Source organism: Microbacterium terregens (assembly GCF_039534975.1).
GTDB lineage: Bacteria > Actinomycetota > Actinomycetes > Actinomycetales > Microbacteriaceae > Microbacterium > Microbacterium terregens.
The window spans coordinates 231,815-254,822 of the sequence record NZ_BAAAWH010000001.1 but is presented as its reverse complement, the minus strand read 5'-3'; the positions used below and the strand labels follow the sequence as shown (position 1 = coordinate 254,822).

The window sequence follows — 23,008 nt, the reverse complement described above, 5'->3', positions numbered from 1 at the left end:
GAAGTTCAATGATTTAAAACAACAACGATCTGAGCGCGGGCGAGCGCTGACTGGCTAGCGTGGTCGTCATGACGATCGCGACTGCGGACCTGTACGACCAGCGCGGGGACGCGCTGAACTCGCTGGCACTCCAGCTGCACGACCTGGGCGGACGCACCGCATTCGACGGCCCGATCCGCACGGTGCGGTGCCATCGGGACAATGCGCTGGTCAAGGCGGTCCTGGCCGGACCGGGGTACGGCGCGGTGCTGGTGATCGACGGCGGCGGATCGCTGGAGTCGGCCCTCGTCGGGGATGTGATCGCGGCATCCGCTGTCGATCAGGGCTGGGCCGGGATCATCGTCTTCGGGGCCGTTCGCGATCGTGCGGCGATCCGCACTCTGCCCATCGGCCTGAAGGCGCTCGGGAGCAATCCGCGAAAGAGCGCGAAAGACGGGACGGGCGAGGTGGATGTGCCGATCGTCATCGCCGGGGTCGCGTTCACGCCGGGCCGGCACGTATGGGCCGATGCGGACGGCGTGCTGGTGGAGCGGCCCGAGGAGAGCTGAGGCGCGGGGCCTCAGCCCGGCGGGGGCCTCAGCGGCGCGCGGCCCCAGCTCTGCGGGGCCTCAGCCCCTGCGCGGGCCTCAGGCCGCGGTCGCGGCTCTCACGCGTCGATGAGGATGCTGTCGGACAGCGGTCGACGCACGCGCGGCGCCGACTCGCGCTCCTGAAGCGCCTCGGGCAGGTCCGCGGCGTCGCCGAGTTCGCCGAGGGCGATGACGGTGACCGGCGCGAGGTTCGACCCGATGCCGAACCGCTCACGCAGCACGTCGGCCTCGAAGCCGCCCATCTGGTGCACGTAGAGTCCGTCCGCATGCGCCTGAACGCTCAGGTGCGCAACGGCCTGGCCGAGATCGTAGGAGGCGAAGGCCGCCGGGCGGCCCGCGTCGTCCGCGGTCTGGGCGATCGCCACGATCAGCACCGCCGCCTTGTCGGCCCACACCCGGTTGAACCCGGTGAGCGCGTCATGGATGGTGTCGTGCGCGGCGCTGCCGCGACGAGCCACCAGAAAGCGCCAGGGCTGGCTGTTGCCCGCCGACGGCGCCCAGCGCGCGGCCTCGAGGGCGCTCGCGAGCTTGGCCTCGTCGATAGGAGCGTCCCCGGCGAACGCGCGCGGGCTCCAGCGCGCGCTCAACACGTCGAGCACGGGGGCGTTCGTGTCGGCGGAGCGGCTGTGCAGGGTGGTTGTCATGGCGACCTCACGTGTTGCGATTCGGGGGGTGGGTCGCCATTGGCCCTCAGAGTCAACCTTATTCGCTCGAATATATTCCCCGGAACGCTGCCGCCGACATGATGGATGCCCCGGCCGCAGTGGCGGAGGCATCCAACGCTCACGTTCGTCAGCCGCGCAGCGCGTCCCGCAGCTTCACGCGGGCGCCCATCCGCAGCAGCGAGTTCTGGTAGATCCTCGCGCCGATCAGGATCGCGGCGACGCACGTGGCGATCAGGATGAGGAGCGACAGGATCGGCTCCCACCACTGCGCCTCGCCCAGGTACAGGCGCATCGGCATCCCGACGGGTGCGGAGAACGGCACGTACGACATGACGGCCAGCACCGTCGGGTTGTCGTTGAAGAAGATGACCAGGAAGTACGGCGCCATGATCAGCATGGTCAGCGGAGTCGTGGTCGATCCGATGTCCTCTTGGCGCGACACCATGGCGGCGGCCGCGGCGAACAGCGACGCGAGCAGGATGAAGCCGAACAGGAAGAACACCGCGAACCAGGCGATCGGCGCTCCGAGGCCCTGCAGGATCGCACCCTGCCCCGTTACCGTCAGCCCGATGATCGCCACCGCTGCGAGCACGAGGATCTGCCCCATCGCCAGGATCGTGTTGCCCACGACCTTGCCGGCCAGCAGGGCGCGGGTCGGAATCGCCGAGATGAGCAGCTCGACGACCCGGGTCTGCTTCTCTTCCACGACGCTCTGCGCGATCGTGCCGCCGAACAGGGATGCCGCGAGCAAGAAGACGATGCCGAAGCCGATCGCGACGAGATACCGCAGCGCCGGGTTGGTGTCATCGGGGTTGAGCAACTCGACCGGGGGTACCTGGGCGAGCGTGAGGATCAGCTGCGTCGGCGCCTCGGAATCGGCGATGACCGTGAACCCGAGCGGTGATGAGGAGTCGGCCACGATCGCCGCATCCACGTCGCCCGACGCGACCAGGGCTTCGGCATCCGCGCGGTCGGCGACGTCGGTGATCTCGAAGTTCGCACTCTCCGGCACGAACTGCACCGCGTCGCTGGTCACCGCGACCGGCGTGCCGGAGGTGTTCCCCGCCGAGAAGCCGCCCCACACCACCAGCGCGAGGGCACCGAGGAACAGGATGGCGGTGGAGATGACGAACGCCTTGCTGCGCAGCTTCGAGGCGATCTCGCGCTCGGCGACCAGCGCGATGCTCTGGGCGGTGCTTGGTGCGCTGGGGGCGCCCGCCCGCGCGGGCGAGGGGCTGGTGTGCACGGTCACTGGATGACCTCCTTGAAGATCTGGGCGAGCGTCGGATGCTGTGGCGCGAAGCTCGCGACATCGCCCTGCGCGACGGCGCGGCGCAGCACACGCTGGGTGGTCTGCTCACCGTCAGTTTCGAACACGGCGTAGCCGCCGTCGAACTCGAGGACCTCGACTCCCGGCTCGTCGCGCAGCCATCCGGCGTCGCTGGCCGAGACGAGCTCGTAACGGCGCCGGGAATGCTCGGCGCGCAGGGCATCGCGCGTGCCGGCGGCGCGGATCTCGCCCGCGGAGATGATGACGAGCTCGTCGCAGAGCCGCTCGACCACGTCCAGCTGGTGCGAGGAGAACAGGACGGCCGCGCCACGCGCCGCACGCTCCTGGAGGACGCCCGCCACGACATCCACGGCCAGGGGGTCCAGGCCCGAGAACGGCTCGTCCAGGATGAGAACCTGCGGTTCGTGCACGAGCGCCGCGGCGATCTGCGCGCGCTGCTGGTTACCCAGAGAGAGGGTCTCGACGTTGTCGCCGAGGCGCTCGCCGAGGCCGAGCTGTTCGAGGAGGAGCCGGGCTCTCCCGGTGGCGTCCGGCTTCGAATAGCCATGCAGCCGGGCGAGGTAGACGATCTGCTCGAGCACCTTCATCTTCGGGTACAGACCGCGCTCCTCGGGCATGTACCCGAATCGACGACGGTCCGCCGCGGTGACCTGGGTGCCATCGAGGGTCACCGTGCCACCGTCTCCGGCGAGCACGCCCAGGACGATGCGCATGGTCGTGGTCTTGCCGGCGCCGTTGCCGCCGACGAATCCGGTGAGCCGGCCGGGCCGTACGTCGAACGACACGTCGTCCAGCACCCTCCTCCCGCCATAGCTCTTCGTGATCCCTCTGAGTTCCAGCATCCTGGTTCCCCGTCTTTCCACTCGGCTGTCCACGGGCGGCGCACGCCGCATCGAGGACAACGCTACGGAGACCGTCGGCACCCGGCATCCCCCCGGGGGTGGGTTTCGTCGCCGGCAGCTCCGCCGCCCGGGGGAGACCGCGCCGCGACCCGCGAAGCCGATGCACGGGAATACATCCGAGGGCGCCGTCCTTGCATCGGGATGGAACGTCCACGGTGGCCCCCGCACCGGGGGCTGCCCTTTGTCTGGAAGGAAACCCATGAGCGACCGCACCATCGGCTACATCGTCGGAAGCATCTCGAGCACCTCGATCAACCGCCGCCTGGCGAAGTCCCTGGAACGTCTCGCCCCCGAGGGCACCACCCTGGTCGAAATCCCCATCGCCGACCTCCCCTTCTACTCGCCCGACCACGACGCCGCCTTCCCCCAGGTGGCGCTCGATTTCAAGCAGGCGATCGCGGACGTCGACGGCGTCATCATCGTGACCCCCGAGTACAGCCGCTCGATCCCCGGTGTTCTCAAGAACGCCCTGGACTGGTCGGTGCGCCCGTACGGCCAGGCGTCCTTCAGTGGCAAGCCGACCGCCGTCATCGGCACCTCCGGCGGTGGCATCGCGACCGCGGCGGCACAGCAGCACCTCAAGGCGATCCTCAGCCACATGAACGCCCCGACGCTGGGCCAGCCCGAGGGCTACGTCCAGTCCACGCCCGGGCTGTTCTCCGAGACCGGCGAGGTCACGGACGACTCCACCGCGGCATTCCTCGTCGCGTACCTCGAGGCGTTCGGCGCGCTCGTCGAGCGCTATGCGACCGAGCGGGTTGCGGCCGCCGCGTAGGTCCGATCGGTTTCGGACGGCGTACAACTCCCGCACGGCGCGGCAGCCGAGCTGCTCGCCGGAGCGGGAGTCGTACGCCGTCACCGCCGCTCAGCGCGTCCATGGCGCCCTCAGGCCAGACCGTTCCGGTGCGCGTAGACCACGGCGGCCACGCGATCTCGGGCGCCGAGCTTCTGCAGCACGTTCGAGACGTGCGTTTTGACCGTCGCCTCGCCGATGTACAGGCGCGAGGCGATCTCGGCGTTGCTCAGCGCCTGGGCAAGCAGGTGGAGCACCTCCTTCTCCCGATCGGTGAATCCGGGCCCAGCCATGTCCGCCTCGCGAGCCTGTGGCGCCGAACCGCCTGCGGAGACGGCGTCGGGCTGATCCCGGCTCGCCGCCGGGTCCTCGAGCGTCGCGAAGCGCTCGATCACGCGCCGCGTCACCTCCGGGGCCAGCAGTGCATCACCGGCCGCGGCCACGCGGACGGCCGAGATGAGCTCTTCCGGACCCGCGTTCTTCAGCAGGAAGCCGCTGGCTCCGACCGCGAGCGCCCGGAACAAATAGTCATCGCGGTCGAACGTCGTCACGATCACGACCGCGGCGTCGAGATCGGCATCCGCCACGATGCGGCGGGTCGCCTCGAGCCCGTCCATGTCGGGCATCTGGACGTCCATGCAGATGACGTCGGGGCGCAGAGCGGATGCCGCGGCGACCGCCTCCACGCCGGTGGCAGCCTCGCCGGCCACGACGATGTCGGGCTCGGTCTCGAGGATCATCCGGAAGCCGGCGCGCATCACGGCGTGGTCGTCCACGAGCAGCACGCGGATCGGCCCTTCGGATCCTGTCATCGCTCCGCTCGTCCTGGGCCTCCTCATGCCCGGAGCCCGGCGTGCGCAGGGACCGGGATCCGCGCACGCACGAGGAACCCGCCCCGCCCGCGCGGGCCGATCTCGATCTCGCCGCCCGAGGCCGCGGCGCGCTCGCGCATCCCCACGATGCCGAGCCCGGGCCGGGCGAGCGATGATGCGCGACCGGTGTTGGTCACCTCCAGCTCGACATCGGCGACGTCGTACCGCAGCCGGACGTCGGCCGCGGCATCCGGTCCGCCGTGGCGGCGCGCGTTCGTCAGCGCCTCCTGTGCAATGCGGTACATGTTCACCTGCGCGAGCGCGGGGACCTCGACCGGCTCCCCGACGATGGTGAAGCTGGTCGGCAGGCCGTTCTCGCGGGCGTGCTCGATGAGCTGCGGAAGCGCGGCGAGGCTGACCGTGGATTCGCTCGGCTCGGCGCCCTGCGGGGTGCGCAGGGTCTCCAGCAGTTGACGCAGTTCGGTCAGGGCGGATCGGGCCGAGGACTCGATGCCGAGGAGGGCACCGCGCGCGGCCTCGGGATCACGTTCCAGCACAGCCCGCGCGGCGCCGGCCTGAACGCCCATGGCCGACACATGATGCGCGACCACGTCGTGCAGTTCGCGCGCGATCCGCACCCGATCGAGGGCGACGGCCTGGGCGGAGGTGCGCTCGCGCTCGCGTTCGAGCTCGACGGTGCGCTCGTGCAGAGCGGTGCGTTCGATCGCCGCGGCATATGCCCGATCACCCATGTAGTACGCGCCCCCGAAGAATGCGGCGTTCACGAGGAACTGGATCAGCATGAACGCCACGAACGGCGAGAACACACCCACCCGCGAGAAGCCTTCGTCGGTGGGTGCCGTCGCGGACTGGAACGTGGTGATCAGGAGCCACCCGAACATGCCGACGATGATCAGGATGCGGATGAGGTTCGCGCGGCGACGGTCGTCCACCCAGGCGCCGACTGTATACATGGCGATGAACAGAGCGATGTTGCCGACGTACAGCTCGGGAACCTTCAGTGAGACGCCCACGAAGAACGCCACGGCGACGACGACGGCGGCGATCTCGGGGAACCGGCGGCGAACGGCCAGCGGCGCGGTCAGCGCGACCGTGTAGAGCAGCGCCCAGCTCAGGTGCGTGCTGTCCTCGCCGTACACCCCGGCCACCGAGCCGAGAGCCGCGCTCAGGATCGCGCCCAGGAGGAGTCCGCCGGCGAGCCAGATGTCGGCGCGGAGCTCGTTCGGGGTCGGGCGCGGGCGAGTCGTCGCCCCGGCGGGAACGGTGAGCACGGGCATGGCATCCACGGTACGGGGGAGCCGGTCGACGAACATCCCCCGTGGGGCGGAGACGCCGACACTTGCTATTGACAAGCACACTTGCTTTTTGCAACCATGTCGTCATCACCCGCGGCGGAGCCGCACACACGACCGGCAAGGAGAAAGAAATGACGCACATCTTCGTCAACATCCCGACGTCCGATCTGGAACGCGCGAAGGCGTTCTACACCGCTCTCGGCGCCGGCATCAATCCGCTGTTCACCGACGAGAACGCCGCGTGCATCGTCTGGGACGAGAACGTCTTCTTCATGGTGCTCACCAAGGAGTACTTCGCGACCTTCACCGACAAGCAGATCATCGACCCGAAGACCCACGCGCAGACGAGCATCGGGCTCAGTCGTGACTCGCGCGACGAGGTCGACGCGATCATGGCCGCGGGACTGGCCAGTGGTGGCACCGAGCCCAAGCCGGCGCAGGATTACGGCTTCATGTACAGCCGGGATCTGGAAGACCCCGACGGCAACATCCTCGGGTTCCTCTACATGGAGCCGCAGGCGGCGGAACAGGGCCCCGAGGTGTACCTGGCCGAGCACGCCCAGGCGTAGCGGGTGGCCTCTCGCAGCTACGGGCAGTACTGCGGGGTCACGACGGCCGTCGAGTTGATCGGCGAGCGATGGGCGATGCTCATCGTCCGCGATCTGCTCGTCGGCCCGCGTCGGTACACGGACCTCAAGCAGGGCTTGCCGAAGATCCCCACCAACATCCTCTCCACACGGTTGAAGGAACTCCAGGAGGGCGGTGTCGTGCGCCGCGCGCCGCTGTACCGAACCGGGCTCGTGTACGAACTCACCGACTACGGGCGCGAGCTCGAGCCGATCGTGCTCGCGCTGGGCCGGTGGGGCTTCCGACAGATGGGCGAACCCGGTCCCGACGACGTCGTGACCGCGGACTCCCTGACGATGGCGCTGCGGACCGCTTTCCGAGCGGATGCCGCGGCCGGACTGCCTGCGGCCGACTACGAAGTGCACGTCGGCGAGGTCGCGCTGCGGGTTCAGGTGGACGGCGAGCACCTACGGATCGCTCAGCTCGCCCCACCGGCCCCGCCCGTGGGGGGTCGGCTGCCCACGGGGGAGGCCGACCTGGTGTTCGCGGCAGGGCCGGGGATCCGCCGCCTCATCTCGGGGGAGCTGACTCCCGCCGAGGCCATCGCGCAGGACGTGCTCGCCGTGGTCTCGGGGCGGGCGGACCTGCTCGAGGGGTTCGCCTCGACATTCCACATCGACTCACCCGCTGCAGTCCCCGCGGCTGCGGCATGAAAGGACAACCCATGACCGGTCGGATCTACATCGATCTGTTTCTCACCCTGGACGGCGTGGCCCAGGCGCCGGGCGGCCCGGACGAGGACCGCGAATCGGGCTTCCCGTTCGGCGGATGGCAGGCGCCTCTGATCGGCGAGGTGGACGGCCGGTCCGTCGGCGAGGGTATCGCCGCGATGGACGCGCTGGTGCTGGGCCGGAAGACCTACGACATCTTCGCGTCCTACTGGCCCCAGCACACCGGCGCGGACGCCCCGATCGCCCAGACGTTCAACAGGATCCCGAAGTACGTCGCATCCCGTCACCCGCTGGCGCTGGACTGGGCGGGCACGTCACAGCTGGGACCGGATGCCGTCGCCGACGTCGTCGCGCTGCGGGACAAGCACGAGCGGATCCACGTGATCGGCAGCATCGACTTCGTCCAGTCCCTGCTGGCCGCGGGCGCCTACGACGAGCTCAGCCTGTGGGTGTACCCGGTCGTGCTGGGGCAGGGCAAGAAGCTCTTCCCGGACGGCGCCGCGCCGGCGACGATGACACTGCTGGAGCGCCCGCTGGTCTCGGCCCAGGGGGCGGTGCTGCTGCGTTACGGTCCCGCGGGCGAAGTGCGCACCGGGGACATGGGAGCGGACGACCGCGGTCTCTGATCCGCGCCGCGGATCAGACCTGGAAGAACGCATTGGCCCGGCGCGTCCAGAGCAGCACCAGACCGATCAGCACCACGACGCCGGAGACGATCCCGGACCAGACCTGCGCCTGCTGGGAGAAGATCACGAACACCGCCGAGATCAGGTTCAGCACGAACACGACCGTCACGACGATCCGCGCGCCATTGCTTCCGCGAAGCAGCCCGATGCTCACCACGATCGTGATGATGCCGAGCGCGAGCTGGATCAGCCCCAACCAGAGCGCGTCCGGCGCCATGAGGGCGGCGATCAGCAGCAGGATTCCGGCGACGATGTTGACGGCACCGGAGATCCAGGCCAGAACAGCGACGAGGGTGACCCCTCCCGGGCGGGTTCCAGCCATGGCGGCGCCTTCCTGTCGAGCTTCGGGTCGTCGACAGTCGCGTCGGTTCACAGTCGCATCGGTGTGCTTCGGGTTCGCCACACAGTAGCGGATGCCGCAACTGCGGCGATAGTGACAGTTTCGCGGTCGCTCAGCCGAAGATCATCGGGCGATCGTCGTCGTCCTCGGGGGAGGCCAAGTCGAGGTCGACGACCACGGGGACGTGATCGCTCGGCGCCTTGCCCTTGCGCTCGTTGCGGTGGATCGCGGCGCCGGTGACAGCGGTCGCGAGCGCGTGGGAGCCCAGGATGAAATCGATGCGCATCCCCTCGTTGCGAGGGAAGCGCAGCTGCTTGTAGTCCCAGTAGGTGAATCCGGTCGGCACGAGCGGACGGACGACGTCGGTCAGGCCGGCCGACTCGAGAGCGGCGAATGCCTCGCGCTCGGGCGGTGAGATGTGCGTCGCGAAGCCCTGGACCACCGCGGGGTCGCCGTTGTCGGCATCCGTCGGCGCGATGTTGAAGTCGCCGGTCAGCGCGAGCGCAAGGTCCGGCGTGGTCGCCAGCGTCTCGGACGTGTACTGCTGCAGGGCGCTCAGCCACTCCAGCTTGTAGAAATAGTGCGGGTCGCCGAGTGACCGACCGTTGGGAACGTAGAGGCTCCACACCCGCACGCCGCCCACGGTGGCACCGATCGCCCGCGCTTCCTGCGGAGCGTCCGGCCCCGCATGGTCCTTCTCGAAACCGGGCATGCCGGGAAAGGCATGTTCCACGTCGGTGAGCTGCTCCCGGCTCGCGATCGCGACACCGTTCCACTGCGAGAACCCGTGCGCTTCGACGTGGTAGCCGGCGTCTTCGAACATCTCGAAGGGGAACTGCTCGGCCTTGCACTTGATCTCCTGCATCGCCAGCACATCGATCGATTCGCGCACCGCGAAGTCGATGATCCGGTCCACCCGAGCACGGACGGAGTTGACGTTCCACGTGGCAAGCCGCATGCGGACAAGACTACGGCGAGCCGGCGACGCCCCGGCGTGCCGGTCGCGGAGCGCGCATCGACGCGATGGTCGGGCGCCTCGTCCGCGTCCGTAAACTCGGAGTCATGACCGCCGCCAGCACGCCCGAAATCGAAGCCGACCGTCAGGCGCTCATCGCGCTGATTCAGGACGAGGCCGTGTTCCACGGGGACTTCACGCTGTCCAGCGGCAAGAAGGCCACGTACTACGTCGATATGCGCAAGCTCACGCTGGACCACCGTGCCGCGCCGGCGATCGGCCGCATCATGCTGGACCTCGTCCGCGACATCGACGGCGTCGTGGCCGTCGGCGGCCTGACCCTCGGCGCCGACCCGATCGCGAACGCGGTGATGCACGAGTCGGCACGCACCGACGTCCCGTTGGATGCGTTCGTGGTGCGCAAGGAGCCCAAGGACCATGGCCGCGGCCGCCAGGTCGAGGGTGCGGACGTCGCGGGCAAGCGGGTCGTCGTGCTCGAAGACACCTCCACCACGGGCCAGTCGGCGCTGAAGGCCGTCGAAGCCCTGCGTCGCGAGGGCGCCGAGCCGGTGGCGGTCGCCGTCATCGTCGACCGCAGGACCGGCGCGCAGGCGGCCATCGAGGCCGAGGGCCTGACGTGGCTCGCCGCGATCGACCTCGACGACCTGGGCCTGACCCCGCAGTATTGACGCGAGCCGGATCAATGCGGGCCAGGCCCGCGTTGATGCGGCTCGGGTCAAGGTCGAGTAGCGAGCGCCAGCGAGCGTATCGAGACCCGTCGCGGCCGAGACCCTCCTCAGTCCTTGCGGTTGTTGCGCAGGTACTGCCAGACGAACACGATGAGCGTCCCGACCAGGACGATCGCGGTCGCCGCGAACAGCAGCGTCTGCTCGAAGTCGCTCATACCGGCCTCCTGTGCGCGGAGCGGCTCATGACGGCCTCTTTCCGTTCGCGGCATCCGCCACGATCTTCGCGATGCGGCTCGCGCGCGTCTCGGGACGTCGCGCCGCGTCCACCTGGCCGATCCCCATCTTCCGGGCGGACGGAGGGAATGCGTCCCACTCCGCGCGCGCCGCGGGTGAGGCATCGAGCGCGGCGGCGAAGTCGTCGGGCTCACGCATGGCCTCGGCGTTGTCGAACACGGTCCATGCGCCGTTGGCCTTCGCGACCTCGATCGCGCGGCGGCCGGGCTCGGCCATGAGTCCCTGCTCCTCGAGCAGGATGACGCGTGCCTTGTTCGTCGCCGCCCACCCGCTCGAGGGGCGGCGCGGCGCGAACCAGAGTCCACCGATCCGCTCGTCGAAGCTGCGTACCGGCCCGTCGATCCAGCCGAAGCAGAGGGCATGCAGGATCGAGTCCTCGTACGCCACGGCCTGAACGTCCGAGCCCGGGCGCGCGCGCACGAGCCACGCGCCCTTGGAGGTCGCGTGGTTCTCCTCGAGCCAGGCGCGCCAGGTCGCGGCATCCGGTGCATGAACACGCTCGCCGTCGTCGAGAGCCCCCATCAGTGCCCGCCTCCCCTCATGCCCGTACCTTCACAGCACGTCCGATTCGGGCAGGTCGGTCTCCATCGGCTCGGCCGCCAGCAGGTCGGCGACCGAATCGAGCACCTCGTCGGGGCGGAACGGATACCGCTCGATCTCGGCCGCGTCGCTGATGCCCGTGAGCACCAGCACGGTGTGCAGCCCGGCCTCGATGCCCGCGACGATGTCGGTGTCCATCCGGTCTCCGATCATCCCGGTGTTCTCGGAGTGCGCGCCGATCCGGTTCAGCGCCGAGCGGAACATCATCGGGTTCGGCTTGCCGACGACGTACGGCTCCTTGCCGGTGGTCTTGGTGATGAGGGCGCTGATCGCGCCCGTCGCGGGCAGGATGCCGTCGACGGACGGTCCGGTGGCGTCCGGGTTGGTGGCGATGAAGCGCGCGCCGTCGGCGATGAAGCGGATCGCCTTCGTGATGGCCTCGAAGGAGTAGTTGCGGGTCTCGCCGACGACCACGTAGTCGGGGTAGGTCTCGGTCATGATGTAGCCCGCTTCGTGCAGGGCGGTGGTCAGCCCCGCCTCGCCGATCACGAAGGCGCTGGCCCCGGGTGCCTGGCCCTTCAGGAAGTCGGCGGTCGCCAGCGCCGAGGTCCAGATGGACTCCTCTGGCACGACCAGCCCGGACGCCCGCAGCCGCGCGCTCAGATCGCGCGGGGTGAAGATCGAGTTGTTGGTGAGCACGAGGAACGGCGTGCCCTGGTCGCGCCACTGCTGCAGCAGTTCGGAGGCGCCGGGGACGGGTGTGTTCTCGTGGACGAGGACGCCGTCCATGTCTGTCAGCCAGCATTCGATGTCGGCGCGGCTCCGCATGCGCACAGCCTATCCGGCCGGTGTGACGCGCTCGCCCGACCGCCGCTCGCCTCGCAGCCCACTCGGGGCGGCGAGGAGTGGGCAACAGCCGTAGGCTCGATGTCGTGGCGCGAGAACAGGCGTGGGACCCCGTGATGCTCCCCGACCTGACCGGTCGCACCTACCTCGTGACCGGCTCGAACAGAGGGCTCGGGTACTTCGCGAGCGAGCAGCTGGCCCGCGCGGGTGCCGGCGTGCTCATGACCGGCCGCAGTCCCAATCGGCTCATGGCGGCGCGCGCGGCGCTGCGGCGACGGCTGCCGGACACCGGCGACCGCGTCCAGACGCTCCTCCTGGACACCAGCAACCTGGGCTCGGTGCGCGCCGCCGCCGCGACGGTCGCCGCTCGCGGAGCGCTGGACGGCCTCCTGCTGAACGCCGGAGTCGTGCATCCGCCGAAGACCCGCCAGACCACCGGAGACGGGCACGAGCTCGTCTTCGCCACGAACGTCCTGGGCCATTTCGCGCTAGCCGGAGAGCTGCTGACCTCGCTGGCCGCGGCATCCGGTCGGATGGTGTGGCTGGGCAGCATGTCGACGTCGCTGTGGAAGTACGACCCGGTCGACCCGCAGCTGGTGGAGGACTACACGGGATGGCGCGCCTACGTGCAGTCCAAGGTGACGACAGCGGGCCTCGGACTCGAAGCGGACCGGCGGCTGCGCCACGAGGGGGTCCCGGTGACCAGCGTCGTCGCGCACCCCGGCTACTCCACGAGCGGACGGACGCCCGGCATCCGGGGCGTGAACGAGCCCACCAGACTCGGGCGGTTCGCCGACAACCTGCAGTTCGCGATCACGCAGTCCAAGGAGCGCGGGGCGTGGACGCTGGTGCGCGCGCTGGTCGATCCCGCCATCGCGGGTGGCGAGTTCTGGGGACCGCGATTCGTCACGCGCGGCGCGCCGCATCGCGCGACGGCATCCAAGATCAGCCGCGACACCGAGATCGCCGCGCGCATGTGGACCTTTTGCGAAGACGCGACGGCCGTCCGCTGGCCCTTCGCGAAGGCCGCCGGCGTGCGCGTGCTGGGCCGCTGATCCGCGACCGAGCCGGCGCCGGCGTCCCTGCCGCGCGTTACACGTCCTGCCGCGGCCGCCGATGCGCGTTGCGCGCTGAGGTCCCTGCCGCGCCGACCGCTGCGCGTTACGCGCTGAGCCAGATCGCGCCCGCCGCGGCGTCCGGCAGCGCGACGTCGGCTCCGTCGATCCGGAGGGTCGCAGCATCCGTCACCGCCACCTCGGCTCCGACGGCCACGCCCGCCGCCTCGACGGCCCGCAGCAGGTGGGGGTCACGGTCGCTGACCCGCAGCACGCGGCCGGAGTGACCCGGCACGGCGTCGGCGAGCAGGACGAAGGGTTCGCGGTGCACCGTGCCCGCGGCATCCGGAATCGCATCGCCGTGCGGGTCGAACCGCGGGCGGCCGAGTCGCTCGTCGATGCCCTCGAGCAGTCGGTCGCTGAGGGCGTGCTCGAGGACCTCGGCCTCGTCGTGGACTTCGTCCCACGTGTAGCCGAAGTCGCGGACCAGCCACGTCTCGACGAGCCGGTGGCGGCGGATGATCGACGCTGCGCGGCGGGTTCCCTCCGGGCTGAGTGAGATCGGGCCGTACGGCCGGTGCGTCACGAGCCCTTGTGCGGCGAGCTTCTGAACCATCTCCGTGACGCTCGACGGGGCCAGGCCCGGTTCGGCGGCCAGCTGCGACGGCGTGATCCGATCGTCCTGCCACTCGGTGTGGTGGTAGATCGTCTTCAGATAGTCGTCGACGGCGGGGGAAGGCACGCGCCCAGGCTACCCGGCGGCGCTCACGTCGCACGTGGTCAGGACCGTTGCCGAGCGCATCGGTCGGTTCTCACGCACCGCTGAGCACCAGCCAGAGGAGCACGCCGTTCAGAGTGATGAGGAACACGGATGCCGCGACCCCCGTCGCGGTTGTCACGCCGCGGTTGCGGAACCGGCCGAGCGTGCGGCGCTGGGCGGTCAGGACGACCAGCGGGATCAGCGCGAACGGGATGCCGAAGGACAGCACGACCTGGCTGAGCACGAGGGCGAGCGTGGGGTCGGCGCCGAGAGCCAGGATCGCGAGCGCGGGGATCAGCGTGACCAGTCGCCGTGCGAGAAGCGGGATGCGGACGTGCAGGAGTCCGTGCATGATCTCGGCGCCGGCGTACGCGCCGACGCTCGTTGAGGCCAGGCCGCTGGCGAGGAGTCCGACGGCGAACAGGGTCGCGACCAGCGGGCCGATGCCGTCGCGCAGCGCCGCGTACGCGCCCTCGAGCGTGTCGGTGCCGGCGACGCCGGAGAGGTTGGCAGCGGCCAGCAGCAGGATGCAGAGGTTGACCGTTCCGGCGATCAGCATCGCGATGCTGACGTCCCACTTGGTGGCACGAAGGAGGCGCGCCGTCGAGATGCCGCGCTTCTCCTCGAGTTCGCCGTTCGCGCGGACGTTGCGCTCGGTGGCGGTCTCGGTGGTGGACTGGAACACCTCGGGCTGCCCGGCGGCGATCGGGGCGAAGCGATCACGTGCGAGCGCACTGTGGGCGTAGATGGGGTGCGGCATGATCGTCGCACCGAGGATGGATGCCGCCAGCAGCACCGAACCGGTGTCTTCGAAGCGCGGGACCAGCCCGCCGGCGACCGCTGCCGCGTCGGGCGGAGCGATGAAGACGCCGAAAGTGAAGCCGATCGCGATGATCGCGACGAGCCCGATGACCACGAACTCGAACGTGCGCGGTCCGCGCCGCGTCTGCAGCATAAGCAGGACGATCGACACCGCCCCGGTGATGACCCCGCCCCACAGCAGCGGGATGCCGAAGAGCAGGTTCAGCGCGACCGCACCGCCGATGACCTCGGCGATGTCGGTGGCCATCGCGACGAGCTCGGCCTGCAGCCAGTACGCGCGTCGCGCCCACGGGTTGCGGATCCGACCCCCGAGCGTCTCGGGCAGGCTTCGGCCCGTTACGATGCCGAGCTTCGCCGACAGGTACTGGATCAGCCAGGCCATCACGTTGCCGAGCACGACGACCCAGACCAGCAGGTATCCGTAGCGGGCGCCGGCGGTCATGTTGCTCGCGACGTTGCCGGGGTCGAGGTAGGCCACGCCCGCGACGAGGGCGGGGCCGATCAGCCACGCGAGACGAGCGGTGGAGCGCGGTGCGCGTCCTGTCGGGGGACGAACGTCGATGTCGGAGGCAGTTTTCGGCACACCGAAACTGTAGCGGATATTTCGGTCCACCGAAATATCCGTGAGCCCGCGGTTCCGCAGCCTCGTTTGATGCTCGGCTGTCACGACGTGCCGCTCGGCGCGGCGGTTTGCGACAGGCGAGCCCTGCGCGGGTCTCGACTCGACTCGCGCCTCCTGCCGCTCGGCGCGGCAGATTGCGACAGGCGAGCCCCGCGTGGGTCTCGTCTCGACTCGCGCCTCCTGCCGCTCGGCTGTCACGACGTGCCGTCCGGCCCGGCAGATTGCGACAGGCGAGCGCGCGCGGAAGCCGCGGCTGGGGCTCGGGCTCAGCCGCGCCGGGTAGCCTGGGCCGGTGACGGACCCGACCCTCCCCGAGACGCCCGCGAGTGCCCCAGAGCACGTCGAGCCGGTGCTCTCGCACGGGGTCGGACCCTGGCCCGGCGGTCCGGAGAACTGGCCCGCGGACCCGCATCTGGACCCGGAGCTGCTCGCCCACGGCGATTCGCGCAACGTGATCGACGAGTACCGCTATTGGCGAATGGACGCGATCGTTGCCGACCTCGACGGGCGACGGCATCCGTTCCATGTCGCGATCGAGAACTGGCAGCACGACATGAACATCGGCTCGATCGTGCGCAGCGCCAACGCCTTCCTCGCCGCCGAGGTGCACATCGTCGGCAAGCGCCGGTGGAACCGCCGCGGCGCGATGGTCACCGACCGCTACCAGCACGTCCGGCACCACGAGGACGTCGCGGCCTTCGCAGCGTGGGCGGATGCCGCGTCCATTCCCGTCATCGCGGTCGACAACCTGCCGGGTGCGGTGCCGGTCGATCGCGCGGAGCTTCCGGAGCGGTGCGTGCTCTTCTTCGGCCAGGAGGGCCCGGGGCTGTCGCCGGAGGCGCTGGCCGCGGCATCCGGAACCGTCGAGATCACGCAATACGGCTCGACCCGCTCCCTCAACGCCGCGGCCGCCGCGGCCGTCGTCATGTACGAGTGGTGTCGGCGCTGGGTCGCACCGGCGGCCTGACCCTCCGTCAGCCCCCGCGGCGCCCCGGTTCGCCTGTCGCGTTCTGCGGGTCGCGCCAGCGTGTTGTGACAGGCGAGCGGGAGGATCCCCGGTTCGCCTGTCGCGTTCTGCGGCTCGCGCCGGCGTGTTGTGACAGGCGAGCGAAGGGGGGATGCGCGGCGGATGCTGCGGCTCAGGCCGCCGTGCTCATCCACGCCGCGCCGCGGACGCGCCAGCCCAGCGTTGCGAAACGGGCGAGCATGTACACGCCGAAGAACGAGACCGACAGCCACGCGAGTCCGGCCGCATCGCCCGCCCCGACGACGGCGATGACCACCAGCACCGGAACGAACGGGATGAGATTGAGCACACCCGCGATCGCAAGGTACTTCGCGTCTCCGGCGCCGATCAGAACTCCGTCCAGCACGAACACGACACCGCACAGCGGCTGCGCCACCGCCAGCACGATCAGTGCGGGCTGAATGAGCGCGGCCAGCGCGGCGTCCCCGGTGAACAGAAGTCCGATCACACCCGAGAGTGCGCCGATCACAGCGCCCACGATCACGCCGAACCAGGCGCCCCAGGCGACGGTCCGCCCGAGCGTGCGCTGCACCTCGACCGTGTCGCCCGCGCCGAGGCCCTTGCCGACCAGGGCCTGGGCGCGGGCGCCAGGGCGTCCAGGGCGAAGGCGGCGGTCGAGAAGATGGTGAACGCGACCTGCCAGCCGGCCAGTTCCTCGGTGCCCAGAGCGGTTGCCACCGCCACCGTCGCGAGCAGGGCCACGCGCAGTGACACCGTCCGGACGAAGAGCCAGCCGCCCGATCGTGCGGAGCCGCGCACTCCGTCGCGACGTGGACGGATGGATGCCTCGTGCCTGCGGGCGAGCCGTCCGATCACGAAGACGTATGCGGCGACCATGCCCCACTGGGCCACGACGGTGCCGAACGCCGACCCGCCGATGCCCCACCCGAAGCCGTAGATGAACAGCCAGTTCAGCAGCGCGTTGGCGGTGAAGCCGAGCCCGGCGATCCAGAGCGGTGTCACGGTGTCCTGCATGCCGCGCAGCAGCCCCGTTGCGGCGAACACGATGAGCATCGCGGGCAGCCCCCACATCGAGATGCCGAGGTAGGTCTCGGCGTCCCGGGCGACCTCCGGGCTCGCTGCGAACATGCCGACCAGCAGGGGCGTGGTCAGGTAGCCGACCAGGGCCAGGACGGCGCCGATTCCGAGCGCGAGCCACATGCCGTCGATGCCCACGGACACCGCCCGGGTCGGGTCTCCCGCGCCGAAGCGGCGGGCGACGGCGGGGGTGGTGGCGTAGGCGAGGAAGACCATGAGCCCGACGATCGTCTGCAGGACGGCCGAGGCGATGCCGAGGCCGGCGAGGGGTGTGACGCCGAGGTGGCCGACCAGTGCGGAGTCGACGATGAGGAACAGCGGCTCGGCCACGAGCGAACCCAGCGCGGGGACGGCCAGCCGCCGGATGTCGCGGTTCAGAGTGTCGCGGGGCACCCGAGAAGCTTAAGCCGAGCCTGCCCACAGGCCGGTCCGGGTGCCCAGCGTGGACGCTTATCCTGTACGCATGACCGAAACCCGCTCCGGTCTCGCGCTCGACGAACTCAGTGCCGAGATCCGCCCCCAGGACGACCTGTTCCGCCACGTGAACGGCGCCTGGTTGGAACGCACCGAGATCCCCGAGGACAAGGCCCGCTGGGGCTCGTTCCACCTGATCGCCGAACAGGCCGAGAAGGACGTGCACGCGATCGTCGAAGAGACGCGGGTTGCCGAGCCGGGCACCGAGTCGCGCAAGATCGGCGACCTGTACACCAGCTTCATGGACACCGAGCGCATCGCGGAGCTCGGTGGTGCACCGCTCCTGGACCAGCTCGCTCGGGCGGATGCCATCTCATCGATTCCCGCACTCCTGCGCACACTCGGCGAGCTCGAGCGTGACGGCATCGGAGGCCTGATCGGGCTGTACGTCGAACCCGATCCCGGCAACCCGCAGCGTTACGTGCCGTTCCTCGTTCAGGGCGGCCTGTCGCTGCCGGATGAGAGCTACTACCGCCTCGACAACTTCGCCGAACTGCGCACCACCTATCGCGGACACATCCAGCGGATGCTCGAGCTGGCGGATGTGGCGGGTGCCGCGGCATCCGCTGATCGCATCTTCGCGCTCGAGACCGAGATCGCCACCCACCACTGGGACAACGTGAAGAGCCGCGACGCCGTGGCGACCTACAACCTGCTGCCGTGGGCCGAGGTCATCGAACTGGCGGGGGTCGATCTTCGCCCCTGGCTCGAGGGCACCGCGCCGGGCCGCGAGGACGCGTTCGCGGAGGTGAACGTCTATCAGCCCAGCTTCTTCGAGGGGCTCGGGTCGCTGCTGGGCGAAGAGCGCCTCGAGGACTGGAAGGCGTGGGTGCGCTGGCGGATCGTCCACGGTGCCGCGGCGTTCCTGTCCGACCCGTTCGTCGACGAGAACTTCGCGTTCTACGGAACGCAGCTGACCGGCGTGCCGGTCAACCGTGAGCGTTGGAAGCGCGGGGTGGGACTGTCCGAGGCCGCGATGGGTGAGGCGATCGGGCGGGTGTACGTCGAGCGGCACTTCCCGCCGGCGGCCAAGGTCGCGATGGACGAGCTGGTCGCCAACCTCATCGAGGCCTACCGGCAGAGCATCTCGGACCTGGAATGGATGAGCCCCGAGACCCGTGAGCGGGCGCTGGCCAAGCTCGACGCGTTCACCCCGAAGATCGGCTACCCGGTGAAGTGGCGGGACTACTCCGCGCTGGAGGTCGACGCACTCGACCTGATCGGCAACGTCCGACGCGCGCACATCCATGAACACGACCGCCAGCTGGGACGCATCGGCCAGCCGGTCGATCGCGACGAGTGGTACATGACGCCGCAGACGGTCAACGCCTACTACAACCCGTTGATGAACGAGATCGTCTTCCCGGCCGCGATCCTGCAGTATCCCTTCTTCGAGGCAGACCGCGATGCCGCGGCGAACTACGGCGGCATCGGCGCCGTCATCGGCCACGAGATCGGCCACGGGTTCGATGACCAGGGCAGTCGCTTCGACGGTGACGGCTCGCTGCGGGACTGGTGGACGGATGCCGACCGCGTGGCCTTCGAGGAACGCACCAGCGTGCTGATCGAGCAGTTCAACGCGCTGGTGCCGCGCGGGCTGGCCGAGGACAACACGGTCAACGGCGCTCTCACGATCGGTGAGAACATCGGCGATCTCGGCGGCCTCGGAATCGCGATCAAGGCCTACGAGCTGTCGCTCGACGGCGCACCGGCGCCGGAGATCGACGGGTTCAGCGGCGTCCAGCGCCTGCTGCTGTCGTGGGCGCAGATCTGGCAGCAGAAGGGCCGGGATGCCGAGACCATCCGGCTGCTGACCATCGACCCGCACTCGCCGAACGAGTTCCGGTGCAATCAGATCGTCCGCAACATCGACGCGTTCTACGACGCGTTCGCGGTGACGGAGTCCGACGAGCTCTGGCTGGACGCCGACGAACGCGTAACCATCTGGTGATACGCTCCGCGCAGTCACCCGACTCGCGCGCGGCATCCGCTGCATCCTTTCCACAACCCAGAGCGCGCCACCGGATGATCAACTGGCGCCGACGGCGCATTACTCACTCCCACTGACACCGGAAGGAACACTGGTGGGCATTGCCCCAGAGCCCAAACGGGACGCAGAGTCGCTGCGGGGGTCGCGACGAAGCAACAGACGGCTGCCGCGACGGGCCGCGATCGGTCGCAGGTCTTTCACGTCGACGCTGAAGGTGCTCGATCAGCTCGCCGCGTCCGGTGCGCGGGTCGCTGTCCGCATCACCGATCTCGACCGCGGCAGCGCCGTGCTCGCCGGGGACGACCACGAGATGCTTCCGGTCGCCGGCCTCGGGGTGGTGCCGTTGCTGGTCGAGATCGCCGCCGGCTTCGAGTCGGGCGCCCTCGATCCGCTGGAGATCATCGATCGTTCCGCGCTCGATCAGGTCGCCATCGCCGGGGTCTGGCAGCACCTGAAGGCTCCCGCCCTGCCGCTGTCGGACCTCGCGGTCCTGGCCGCGGCGACCGGGGACGCCCTCGCCACGAACGCGCTGATCGAGCGCGTCGGGCTTCCCGCTGTCCGCGCCCGCATCGAGCAGCTCGGCCTTGCGCATTCGGCCCTGCTGGACGTGTTCCGCGACGAACGCGGACCCGACGACGCCCCGCACGTCGCGCTCGGTTCTGCCCGTGAGCTGTCCGAGCTGTTCGCCGCCCTCGTGAACTCAGAGGTCGTCTCCGCCGGCGTCAGCGCCCAGGTCGCCGAGTGGCTCAGCCTCAACCACGACCTGTCGCTGGTCGCGTCGGCGACCGGCCTCGACCCCTTCTCGCACGAGAACGACGAGCACGGGCTGCTCTTCGTGAACAAGACGGGGCAGGATGCCGGCATCCGTGCCGAGGCGGGAGTCCTGGCGGGTCCCCGGGCGGGCGTGTCCTACGCGCTCATCGTCTGCTTCGACGACCTGTCGATCACGCATCGGCTGCGCGCGCACGAGGCGTTCCGCACGCTCGGGGTCGACCTGATGGAGTACGTGTTCTGAGCCGGCGCCGACGGCGTCGCCCCGGTGCGGCCTGCCGCTAAGGGGAGACTTCCAGCTCGTCGACCAGGGCGAGCCCTCGGTGCGCCCACTCGATCTCGATGCGGGCGCGGTCGACGAGGCCTTCGTACGCGAAGCGCTTGTACGCGAGGGTGCGGTCGCGCTCGTCCTCCGGCGTGGCAGCGAGGCGCCGGATCAGCATGGGGTTGTCGCGCGCGGCGATACGGCGCAGTTCGTTCTCCCACACTCCGAGCTCGCTCTCCCACTGCGTGATGTGGGCGCGCAGGAACGCCCGCGCCGCCTCGGGAGTCGTCGTCTCCAGATACGCCGCGCGAAGGTGCGCCGGGTCGCGGACCCGCTGATAGTGCAGAGGATCGGCCATCCAGGTGAGGAACGCCTGGTCGCCGGTCCTGGTCACGTGGTATAGGCGCCGGGTGCCGCGGGCGCCGCGCACCTGCTCCTCACCCTCGATCAGGCCCTCGGCCTCCATCTTGCGCAGCTCGGGATAGATCTGCGAGTCCGGCGCGTGCCAGACATGGCCGACCGACTCGGTGAACTGCTTCTGCAGGTCGTAGCCCGACTGCGGACCCACGCGCAGCAGCGCAAGCAGGGCATAACGCAGACTCATGGGTCCTCCTTCCAGCGGGTGACACCGAGGCTATCAATGGTGCGAGGGGGCCCACCCGCGGACAGGCGAAATGAGCCTGTGCGGGCGAACCCCCTCGAGTCGTTCAGCTACGCAGAGGCGTTGTCGTAGCCGGTGCGCCAGCCGCCCTGGTAGGTCGCGCGAGCGACGGTCGAGTACGGCACGGGGCTGACCACGGCGCGGACCTCGGTCTGCTCGTGGGGCTCGACCGATGCCTTGCTGGTGCCGCCGTTCGGCTCGCCCCAGACGACCTTGAGCTCGGTGCCCTCGGGGACGTCCGGGTTGACCAGACCGAGCGAGAGGCCGCGACGCTCGTTGGCCGAGTAGCCGGTGAACATCGACAGGCCGACGGTGGTGCCGTTGGCGTCGACGACCGCGTCGTAGTTCGCCGAGCCGTAGTTGGCCAGCGGCAGGTCGAAGAACTTGTAGTTGGGTCCGTCGACGTTCAGCAGTGACGTCCACACCTTGCCGAGGTCCTCGGCGTTCCAGGCGAGCGTGACCTTCTTGCGCTGCGAGGCGGGATCGATCTTCTCGAGCGCGTCACGGCCGATGAAGTCGTGGTCGAACTTCACGAACGAGCCGTAGCCGAGTTCCCACGGCGTGAGGTAGTAGTCCTCGATGTTGTCCGAGACGAACGAGCCGGCGAGCGTGCCGGTGGCCTCGTAGCTGTCGACACCGAGCCACTCGCGGTATGCGCGCTCTGCTTCGCCGGTGTAGATGGCGGGCAGCGGCGAGGGGATCCAGCCGGACTCGAGCGTGTTCGACGGGTACGCACGCGAACCGACGGGGACCAGACCGAATTCGACACCGGCTTCGACGATCGCGTCGCGGATGACGTCGTGGTCGGCGTACGGGCCCCAGATCTCGAGCCCGGGAGCGCCGGCCATGCCGTGACGCAGCGTGCGGACATCCTTGCCGGCGATCTTCATCGTCGACATGTTGAAGAAGCCGAGCTTCTCCAGCGGTCCGCCGTTGAGCTTCTCGATGACGGCCCAGGCGTTGGGGCCCTGGATCTGGAAGCGGTAGTACTGGCGAGTGACGGCGTGGCCGTACGGACGCGAGGGCGAACGACGGTCGGCGCTGATCTCGAGGTTCTGGTATCCGCCGGTCTCACCGTGGAAGAGCAGCCAGTTGGACGCGGGCGCGCGGCCCACGTACACGTACTCGTCCTCGGCCTCGCGGAAGAGGATGCCGTCACCGATGACGTGGCCGGAGGCCGTCGTCGGAACGTACTGCTTCGCCTTGTTCACCGCGAAGTTCGCGACCGAGTTGATGGCGGTGTCCGAGATCAGCTTGATGGCGTCGGAACCCTTGAGGAACACGTTGTCCATGTGGTGCGACTGGTCGTAGAGGACGGCCGTGTCGCGCCAGGCCTTCTGCTCCTTGATCCAGTTCTGGAAGTCGGCGGGGACGACCGGGTAGATGTACGAGCCGATCTGCGAGTTGCGCAGGAGCTCAACGGGGCTCTTGGCCGCGTCGAGCACTTCCTGAAGATTCTTCGGTGCCATAGGAGGGAACCTCTCTGTTCGGTGGATGGATGCCCCG

Annotated in this window: 23 protein-coding genes and 1 pseudogene; 10 read left to right on the top strand and 14 right to left on the bottom strand. The window is 69.5% G+C overall.

The window, feature by feature from the left end:
* Positions 1-68 precede the first annotated feature (68 nt).
* Positions 69-548 (top strand): ribonuclease E activity regulator RraA, encoded by a 480-nt coding sequence (rraA, locus tag ABD655_RS01195; RefSeq protein ID WP_344710824.1) that lies wholly within the window; start codon positions 69-71, stop codon positions 546-548.
* A 98-nt stretch (positions 549-646) separates the two neighbouring features.
* Here the strand turns inward: rraA and ABD655_RS01190 are convergent, their stop codons facing one another.
* From ABD655_RS01190 to ABD655_RS01180, 3 genes are all read right to left on the bottom strand, one after another.
* Positions 647-1,234 carry a nitroreductase family protein gene (locus tag ABD655_RS01190; RefSeq protein ID WP_344710822.1) on the bottom strand — a complete coding sequence of 196 codons (588 nt, stop codon included), beginning with the start codon at positions 1,232-1,234 and terminating at the stop codon, positions 647-649.
* A gap of 148 nt (positions 1,235-1,382) precedes the next feature.
* The gene (locus tag ABD655_RS01185; RefSeq protein WP_344715628.1) at positions 1,383-2,501 is read right to left on the bottom strand and encodes an ABC transporter permease; all 1,119 of its coding nucleotides are present in this window, start codon (positions 2,499-2,501) and stop codon (positions 1,383-1,385) included.
* A gap of 2 nt (positions 2,502-2,503) precedes the next feature.
* Positions 2,504-3,388: an ABC transporter ATP-binding protein gene (locus ABD655_RS01180; protein ID WP_344710820.1), complete on the bottom strand. Its 885-nt coding sequence runs from the start codon at positions 3,386-3,388 to the stop codon at positions 2,504-2,506.
* A gap of 259 nt (positions 3,389-3,647) precedes the next feature.
* Here ABD655_RS01180 and ABD655_RS01175 point away from each other — a divergent pair, with 259 nt between their 5' ends.
* Positions 3,648-4,223, top strand: coding sequence for an NADPH-dependent FMN reductase (locus tag ABD655_RS01175; protein WP_344710818.1), 576 nt, complete (start codon positions 3,648-3,650; stop codon positions 4,221-4,223).
* Between the two features lie 110 nt (positions 4,224-4,333).
* Here ABD655_RS01175 and ABD655_RS01170 read toward each other — a convergent pair whose 3' ends face one another.
* Both ABD655_RS01170 and ABD655_RS01165 read right to left on the bottom strand, forming a co-directional pair.
* Positions 4,334-5,053: a response regulator gene (locus ABD655_RS01170; RefSeq protein WP_344710816.1), complete on the bottom strand. Its 720-nt coding sequence runs from the start codon at positions 5,051-5,053 to the stop codon at positions 4,334-4,336.
* Between the two features lie 23 nt (positions 5,054-5,076).
* Positions 5,077-6,351, bottom strand: a complete 1,275-nt coding sequence (locus tag ABD655_RS01165; protein WP_344710814.1) for a sensor histidine kinase — start codon at positions 6,349-6,351, stop codon at positions 5,077-5,079.
* A gap of 149 nt (positions 6,352-6,500) precedes the next feature.
* Here ABD655_RS01165 and ABD655_RS01160 point away from each other — a divergent pair, with 149 nt between their 5' ends.
* Genes ABD655_RS01160 through ABD655_RS01150 form a run of 3 tightly spaced genes read left to right on the top strand, consistent with a single transcriptional unit; the run spans position 6,501 to position 8,293 of the window.
* Positions 6,501-6,938 carry a VOC family protein gene (locus ABD655_RS01160; protein ID WP_344710812.1) on the top strand — a complete coding sequence of 146 codons (438 nt, stop codon included), beginning with the start codon at positions 6,501-6,503 and terminating at the stop codon, positions 6,936-6,938.
* A gap of 3 nt (positions 6,939-6,941) precedes the next feature.
* Positions 6,942-7,649 carry a winged helix-turn-helix transcriptional regulator gene (locus tag ABD655_RS01155; protein ID WP_344710810.1) on the top strand — a complete coding sequence of 236 codons (708 nt, stop codon included), beginning with the start codon at positions 6,942-6,944 and terminating at the stop codon, positions 7,647-7,649.
* An 11-nt stretch (positions 7,650-7,660) separates the two neighbouring features.
* Positions 7,661-8,293 carry a dihydrofolate reductase family protein gene (locus tag ABD655_RS01150; protein ID WP_344710808.1) on the top strand — a complete coding sequence of 211 codons (633 nt, stop codon included), beginning with the start codon at positions 7,661-7,663 and terminating at the stop codon, positions 8,291-8,293.
* Between the two features lie 13 nt (positions 8,294-8,306).
* On the opposite strand, the gene ABD655_RS01145 is transcribed toward ABD655_RS01150, so the two are convergent.
* Both ABD655_RS01145 and ABD655_RS01140 read right to left on the bottom strand, forming a co-directional pair.
* Positions 8,307-8,675: a hypothetical protein gene (locus ABD655_RS01145; protein ID WP_344710806.1), complete on the bottom strand. Its 369-nt coding sequence runs from the start codon at positions 8,673-8,675 to the stop codon at positions 8,307-8,309.
* Positions 8,676-8,805: 130 nt separating this feature from the next.
* Entirely contained in the window at positions 8,806-9,651 is an 846-nt protein-coding gene (locus ABD655_RS01140) for an exodeoxyribonuclease III (protein WP_344710804.1), read from the bottom strand.
* 104 nt (positions 9,652-9,755) lie between these two features.
* Here ABD655_RS01140 and pyrE point away from each other — a divergent pair, with 104 nt between their 5' ends.
* Positions 9,756-10,337 (top strand): orotate phosphoribosyltransferase, encoded by a 582-nt coding sequence (gene pyrE / locus ABD655_RS01135; protein ID WP_344710802.1) that lies wholly within the window; start codon positions 9,756-9,758, stop codon positions 10,335-10,337.
* A gap of 240 nt (positions 10,338-10,577) precedes the next feature.
* On the opposite strand, the gene ABD655_RS01130 is transcribed toward pyrE, so the two are convergent.
* Both ABD655_RS01130 and ABD655_RS01125 read right to left on the bottom strand, forming a co-directional pair.
* Complete coding sequence (locus tag ABD655_RS01130) at positions 10,578-11,153, bottom strand: YdeI/OmpD-associated family protein (RefSeq protein WP_344710800.1); 576 nt, start codon at positions 11,151-11,153, stop codon at positions 10,578-10,580.
* 30 nt (positions 11,154-11,183) lie between these two features.
* Positions 11,184-11,999, bottom strand: coding sequence for an HAD-IIA family hydrolase (locus ABD655_RS01125; RefSeq protein WP_344710798.1), 816 nt, complete (start codon positions 11,997-11,999; stop codon positions 11,184-11,186).
* Between the two features lie 134 nt (positions 12,000-12,133).
* Between ABD655_RS01125 and ABD655_RS01120 the strand changes: the two genes are divergently transcribed.
* Positions 12,134-13,072 carry an SDR family NAD(P)-dependent oxidoreductase gene (locus ABD655_RS01120; protein ID WP_378720994.1) on the top strand — a complete coding sequence of 313 codons (939 nt, stop codon included), beginning with the start codon at positions 12,134-12,136 and terminating at the stop codon, positions 13,070-13,072.
* Positions 13,073-13,178: 106 nt separating this feature from the next.
* Here the strand turns inward: ABD655_RS01120 and ABD655_RS01115 are convergent, their stop codons facing one another.
* Both ABD655_RS01115 and ABD655_RS01110 read right to left on the bottom strand, forming a co-directional pair.
* Positions 13,179-13,814 carry a metal-dependent transcriptional regulator gene (locus ABD655_RS01115; protein WP_344710794.1) on the bottom strand — a complete coding sequence of 212 codons (636 nt, stop codon included), beginning with the start codon at positions 13,812-13,814 and terminating at the stop codon, positions 13,179-13,181.
* Between the two features lie 70 nt (positions 13,815-13,884).
* Positions 13,885-15,237, bottom strand: coding sequence for an Nramp family divalent metal transporter (locus ABD655_RS01110; protein ID WP_425561665.1), 1,353 nt, complete (start codon positions 15,235-15,237; stop codon positions 13,885-13,887).
* Between the two features lie 331 nt (positions 15,238-15,568).
* On the opposite strand from ABD655_RS01110, the gene ABD655_RS01105 reads away from it, so the two are divergent.
* Positions 15,569-16,243 carry a TrmH family RNA methyltransferase gene (locus tag ABD655_RS01105; protein WP_344710792.1) on the top strand — a complete coding sequence of 225 codons (675 nt, stop codon included), beginning with the start codon at positions 15,569-15,571 and terminating at the stop codon, positions 16,241-16,243.
* Between the two features lie 172 nt (positions 16,244-16,415).
* On the opposite strand, the pseudogene ABD655_RS01100 reads toward ABD655_RS01105, so the two are convergent.
* Positions 16,416-17,734, bottom strand: a pseudogene (locus tag ABD655_RS01100) (MATE family efflux transporter).
* Between the two features lie 70 nt (positions 17,735-17,804).
* Here ABD655_RS01100 and ABD655_RS01095 point away from each other — a divergent pair.
* Both ABD655_RS01095 and ABD655_RS01090 read left to right on the top strand, forming a co-directional pair.
* Positions 17,805-19,766, top strand: coding sequence for a M13 family metallopeptidase (locus ABD655_RS01095; protein ID WP_344710790.1), 1,962 nt, complete (start codon positions 17,805-17,807; stop codon positions 19,764-19,766).
* A gap of 133 nt (positions 19,767-19,899) precedes the next feature.
* Positions 19,900-20,820, top strand: a complete 921-nt coding sequence (locus ABD655_RS01090) for a serine hydrolase (protein ID WP_344710788.1) — start codon at positions 19,900-19,902, stop codon at positions 20,818-20,820.
* A gap of 37 nt (positions 20,821-20,857) precedes the next feature.
* Here ABD655_RS01090 and ABD655_RS01085 read toward each other — a convergent pair whose 3' ends face one another.
* Entirely contained in the window at positions 20,858-21,445 is a 588-nt protein-coding gene (locus ABD655_RS01085) for a PadR family transcriptional regulator (protein WP_344710786.1), read from the bottom strand.
* A gap of 107 nt (positions 21,446-21,552) precedes the next feature.
* Positions 21,553-22,971, bottom strand: a complete 1,419-nt coding sequence (gene ligM, locus ABD655_RS01080) for a vanillate/3-O-methylgallate O-demethylase (RefSeq protein WP_344710784.1) — start codon at positions 22,969-22,971, stop codon at positions 21,553-21,555.
* Between the last annotated feature and the right edge of the window lie 37 nt (positions 22,972-23,008).

Coding starts and splice junctions, on each gene's coding strand:
- ABD655_RS01130 (WP_344710800.1), bottom strand. CDS start 11,153: ATGGGGGCTCTCGACGACGGCGAGCGTGTTCATGCACCGGATGCCGCG.
- ABD655_RS01095 (WP_344710790.1), top strand. CDS start 17,805: ATGACCGAAACCCGCTCCGGTCTCGCGCTCGACGAACTCAGTGCCGAG.
- ABD655_RS01150 (WP_344710808.1), top strand. CDS start 7,661: ATGACCGGTCGGATCTACATCGATCTGTTTCTCACCCTGGACGGCGTG.
- ABD655_RS01145 (WP_344710806.1), bottom strand. CDS start 8,675: ATGGCTGGAACCCGCCCGGGAGGGGTCACCCTCGTCGCTGTTCTGGCC.
- ABD655_RS01120 (WP_378720994.1), top strand. CDS start 12,134: ATGCTCCCCGACCTGACCGGTCGCACCTACCTCGTGACCGGCTCGAAC.
- ABD655_RS01165 (WP_344710814.1), bottom strand. CDS start 6,351: ATGCCCGTGCTCACCGTTCCCGCCGGGGCGACGACTCGCCCGCGCCCG.
- ABD655_RS01180 (WP_344710820.1), bottom strand. CDS start 3,388: ATGCTGGAACTCAGAGGGATCACGAAGAGCTATGGCGGGAGGAGGGTG.
- ABD655_RS01190 (WP_344710822.1), bottom strand. CDS start 1,234: ATGACAACCACCCTGCACAGCCGCTCCGCCGACACGAACGCCCCCGTG.
- pyrE (WP_344710802.1), top strand. CDS start 9,756: ATGACCGCCGCCAGCACGCCCGAAATCGAAGCCGACCGTCAGGCGCTC.
- ABD655_RS01170 (WP_344710816.1), bottom strand. CDS start 5,053: ATGACAGGATCCGAAGGGCCGATCCGCGTGCTGCTCGTGGACGACCAC.
- ABD655_RS01125 (WP_344710798.1), bottom strand. CDS start 11,999: ATGCGGAGCCGCGCCGACATCGAATGCTGGCTGACAGACATGGACGGC.
- ligM (WP_344710784.1), bottom strand. CDS start 22,971: ATGGCACCGAAGAATCTTCAGGAAGTGCTCGACGCGGCCAAGAGCCCC.
- ABD655_RS01085 (WP_344710786.1), bottom strand. CDS start 21,445: ATGAGTCTGCGTTATGCCCTGCTTGCGCTGCTGCGCGTGGGTCCGCAG.
- ABD655_RS01140 (WP_344710804.1), bottom strand. CDS start 9,651: ATGCGGCTTGCCACGTGGAACGTCAACTCCGTCCGTGCTCGGGTGGAC.
- ABD655_RS01175 (WP_344710818.1), top strand. CDS start 3,648: ATGAGCGACCGCACCATCGGCTACATCGTCGGAAGCATCTCGAGCACC.
- rraA (WP_344710824.1), top strand. CDS start 69: ATGACGATCGCGACTGCGGACCTGTACGACCAGCGCGGGGACGCGCTG.
- ABD655_RS01160 (WP_344710812.1), top strand. CDS start 6,501: ATGACGCACATCTTCGTCAACATCCCGACGTCCGATCTGGAACGCGCG.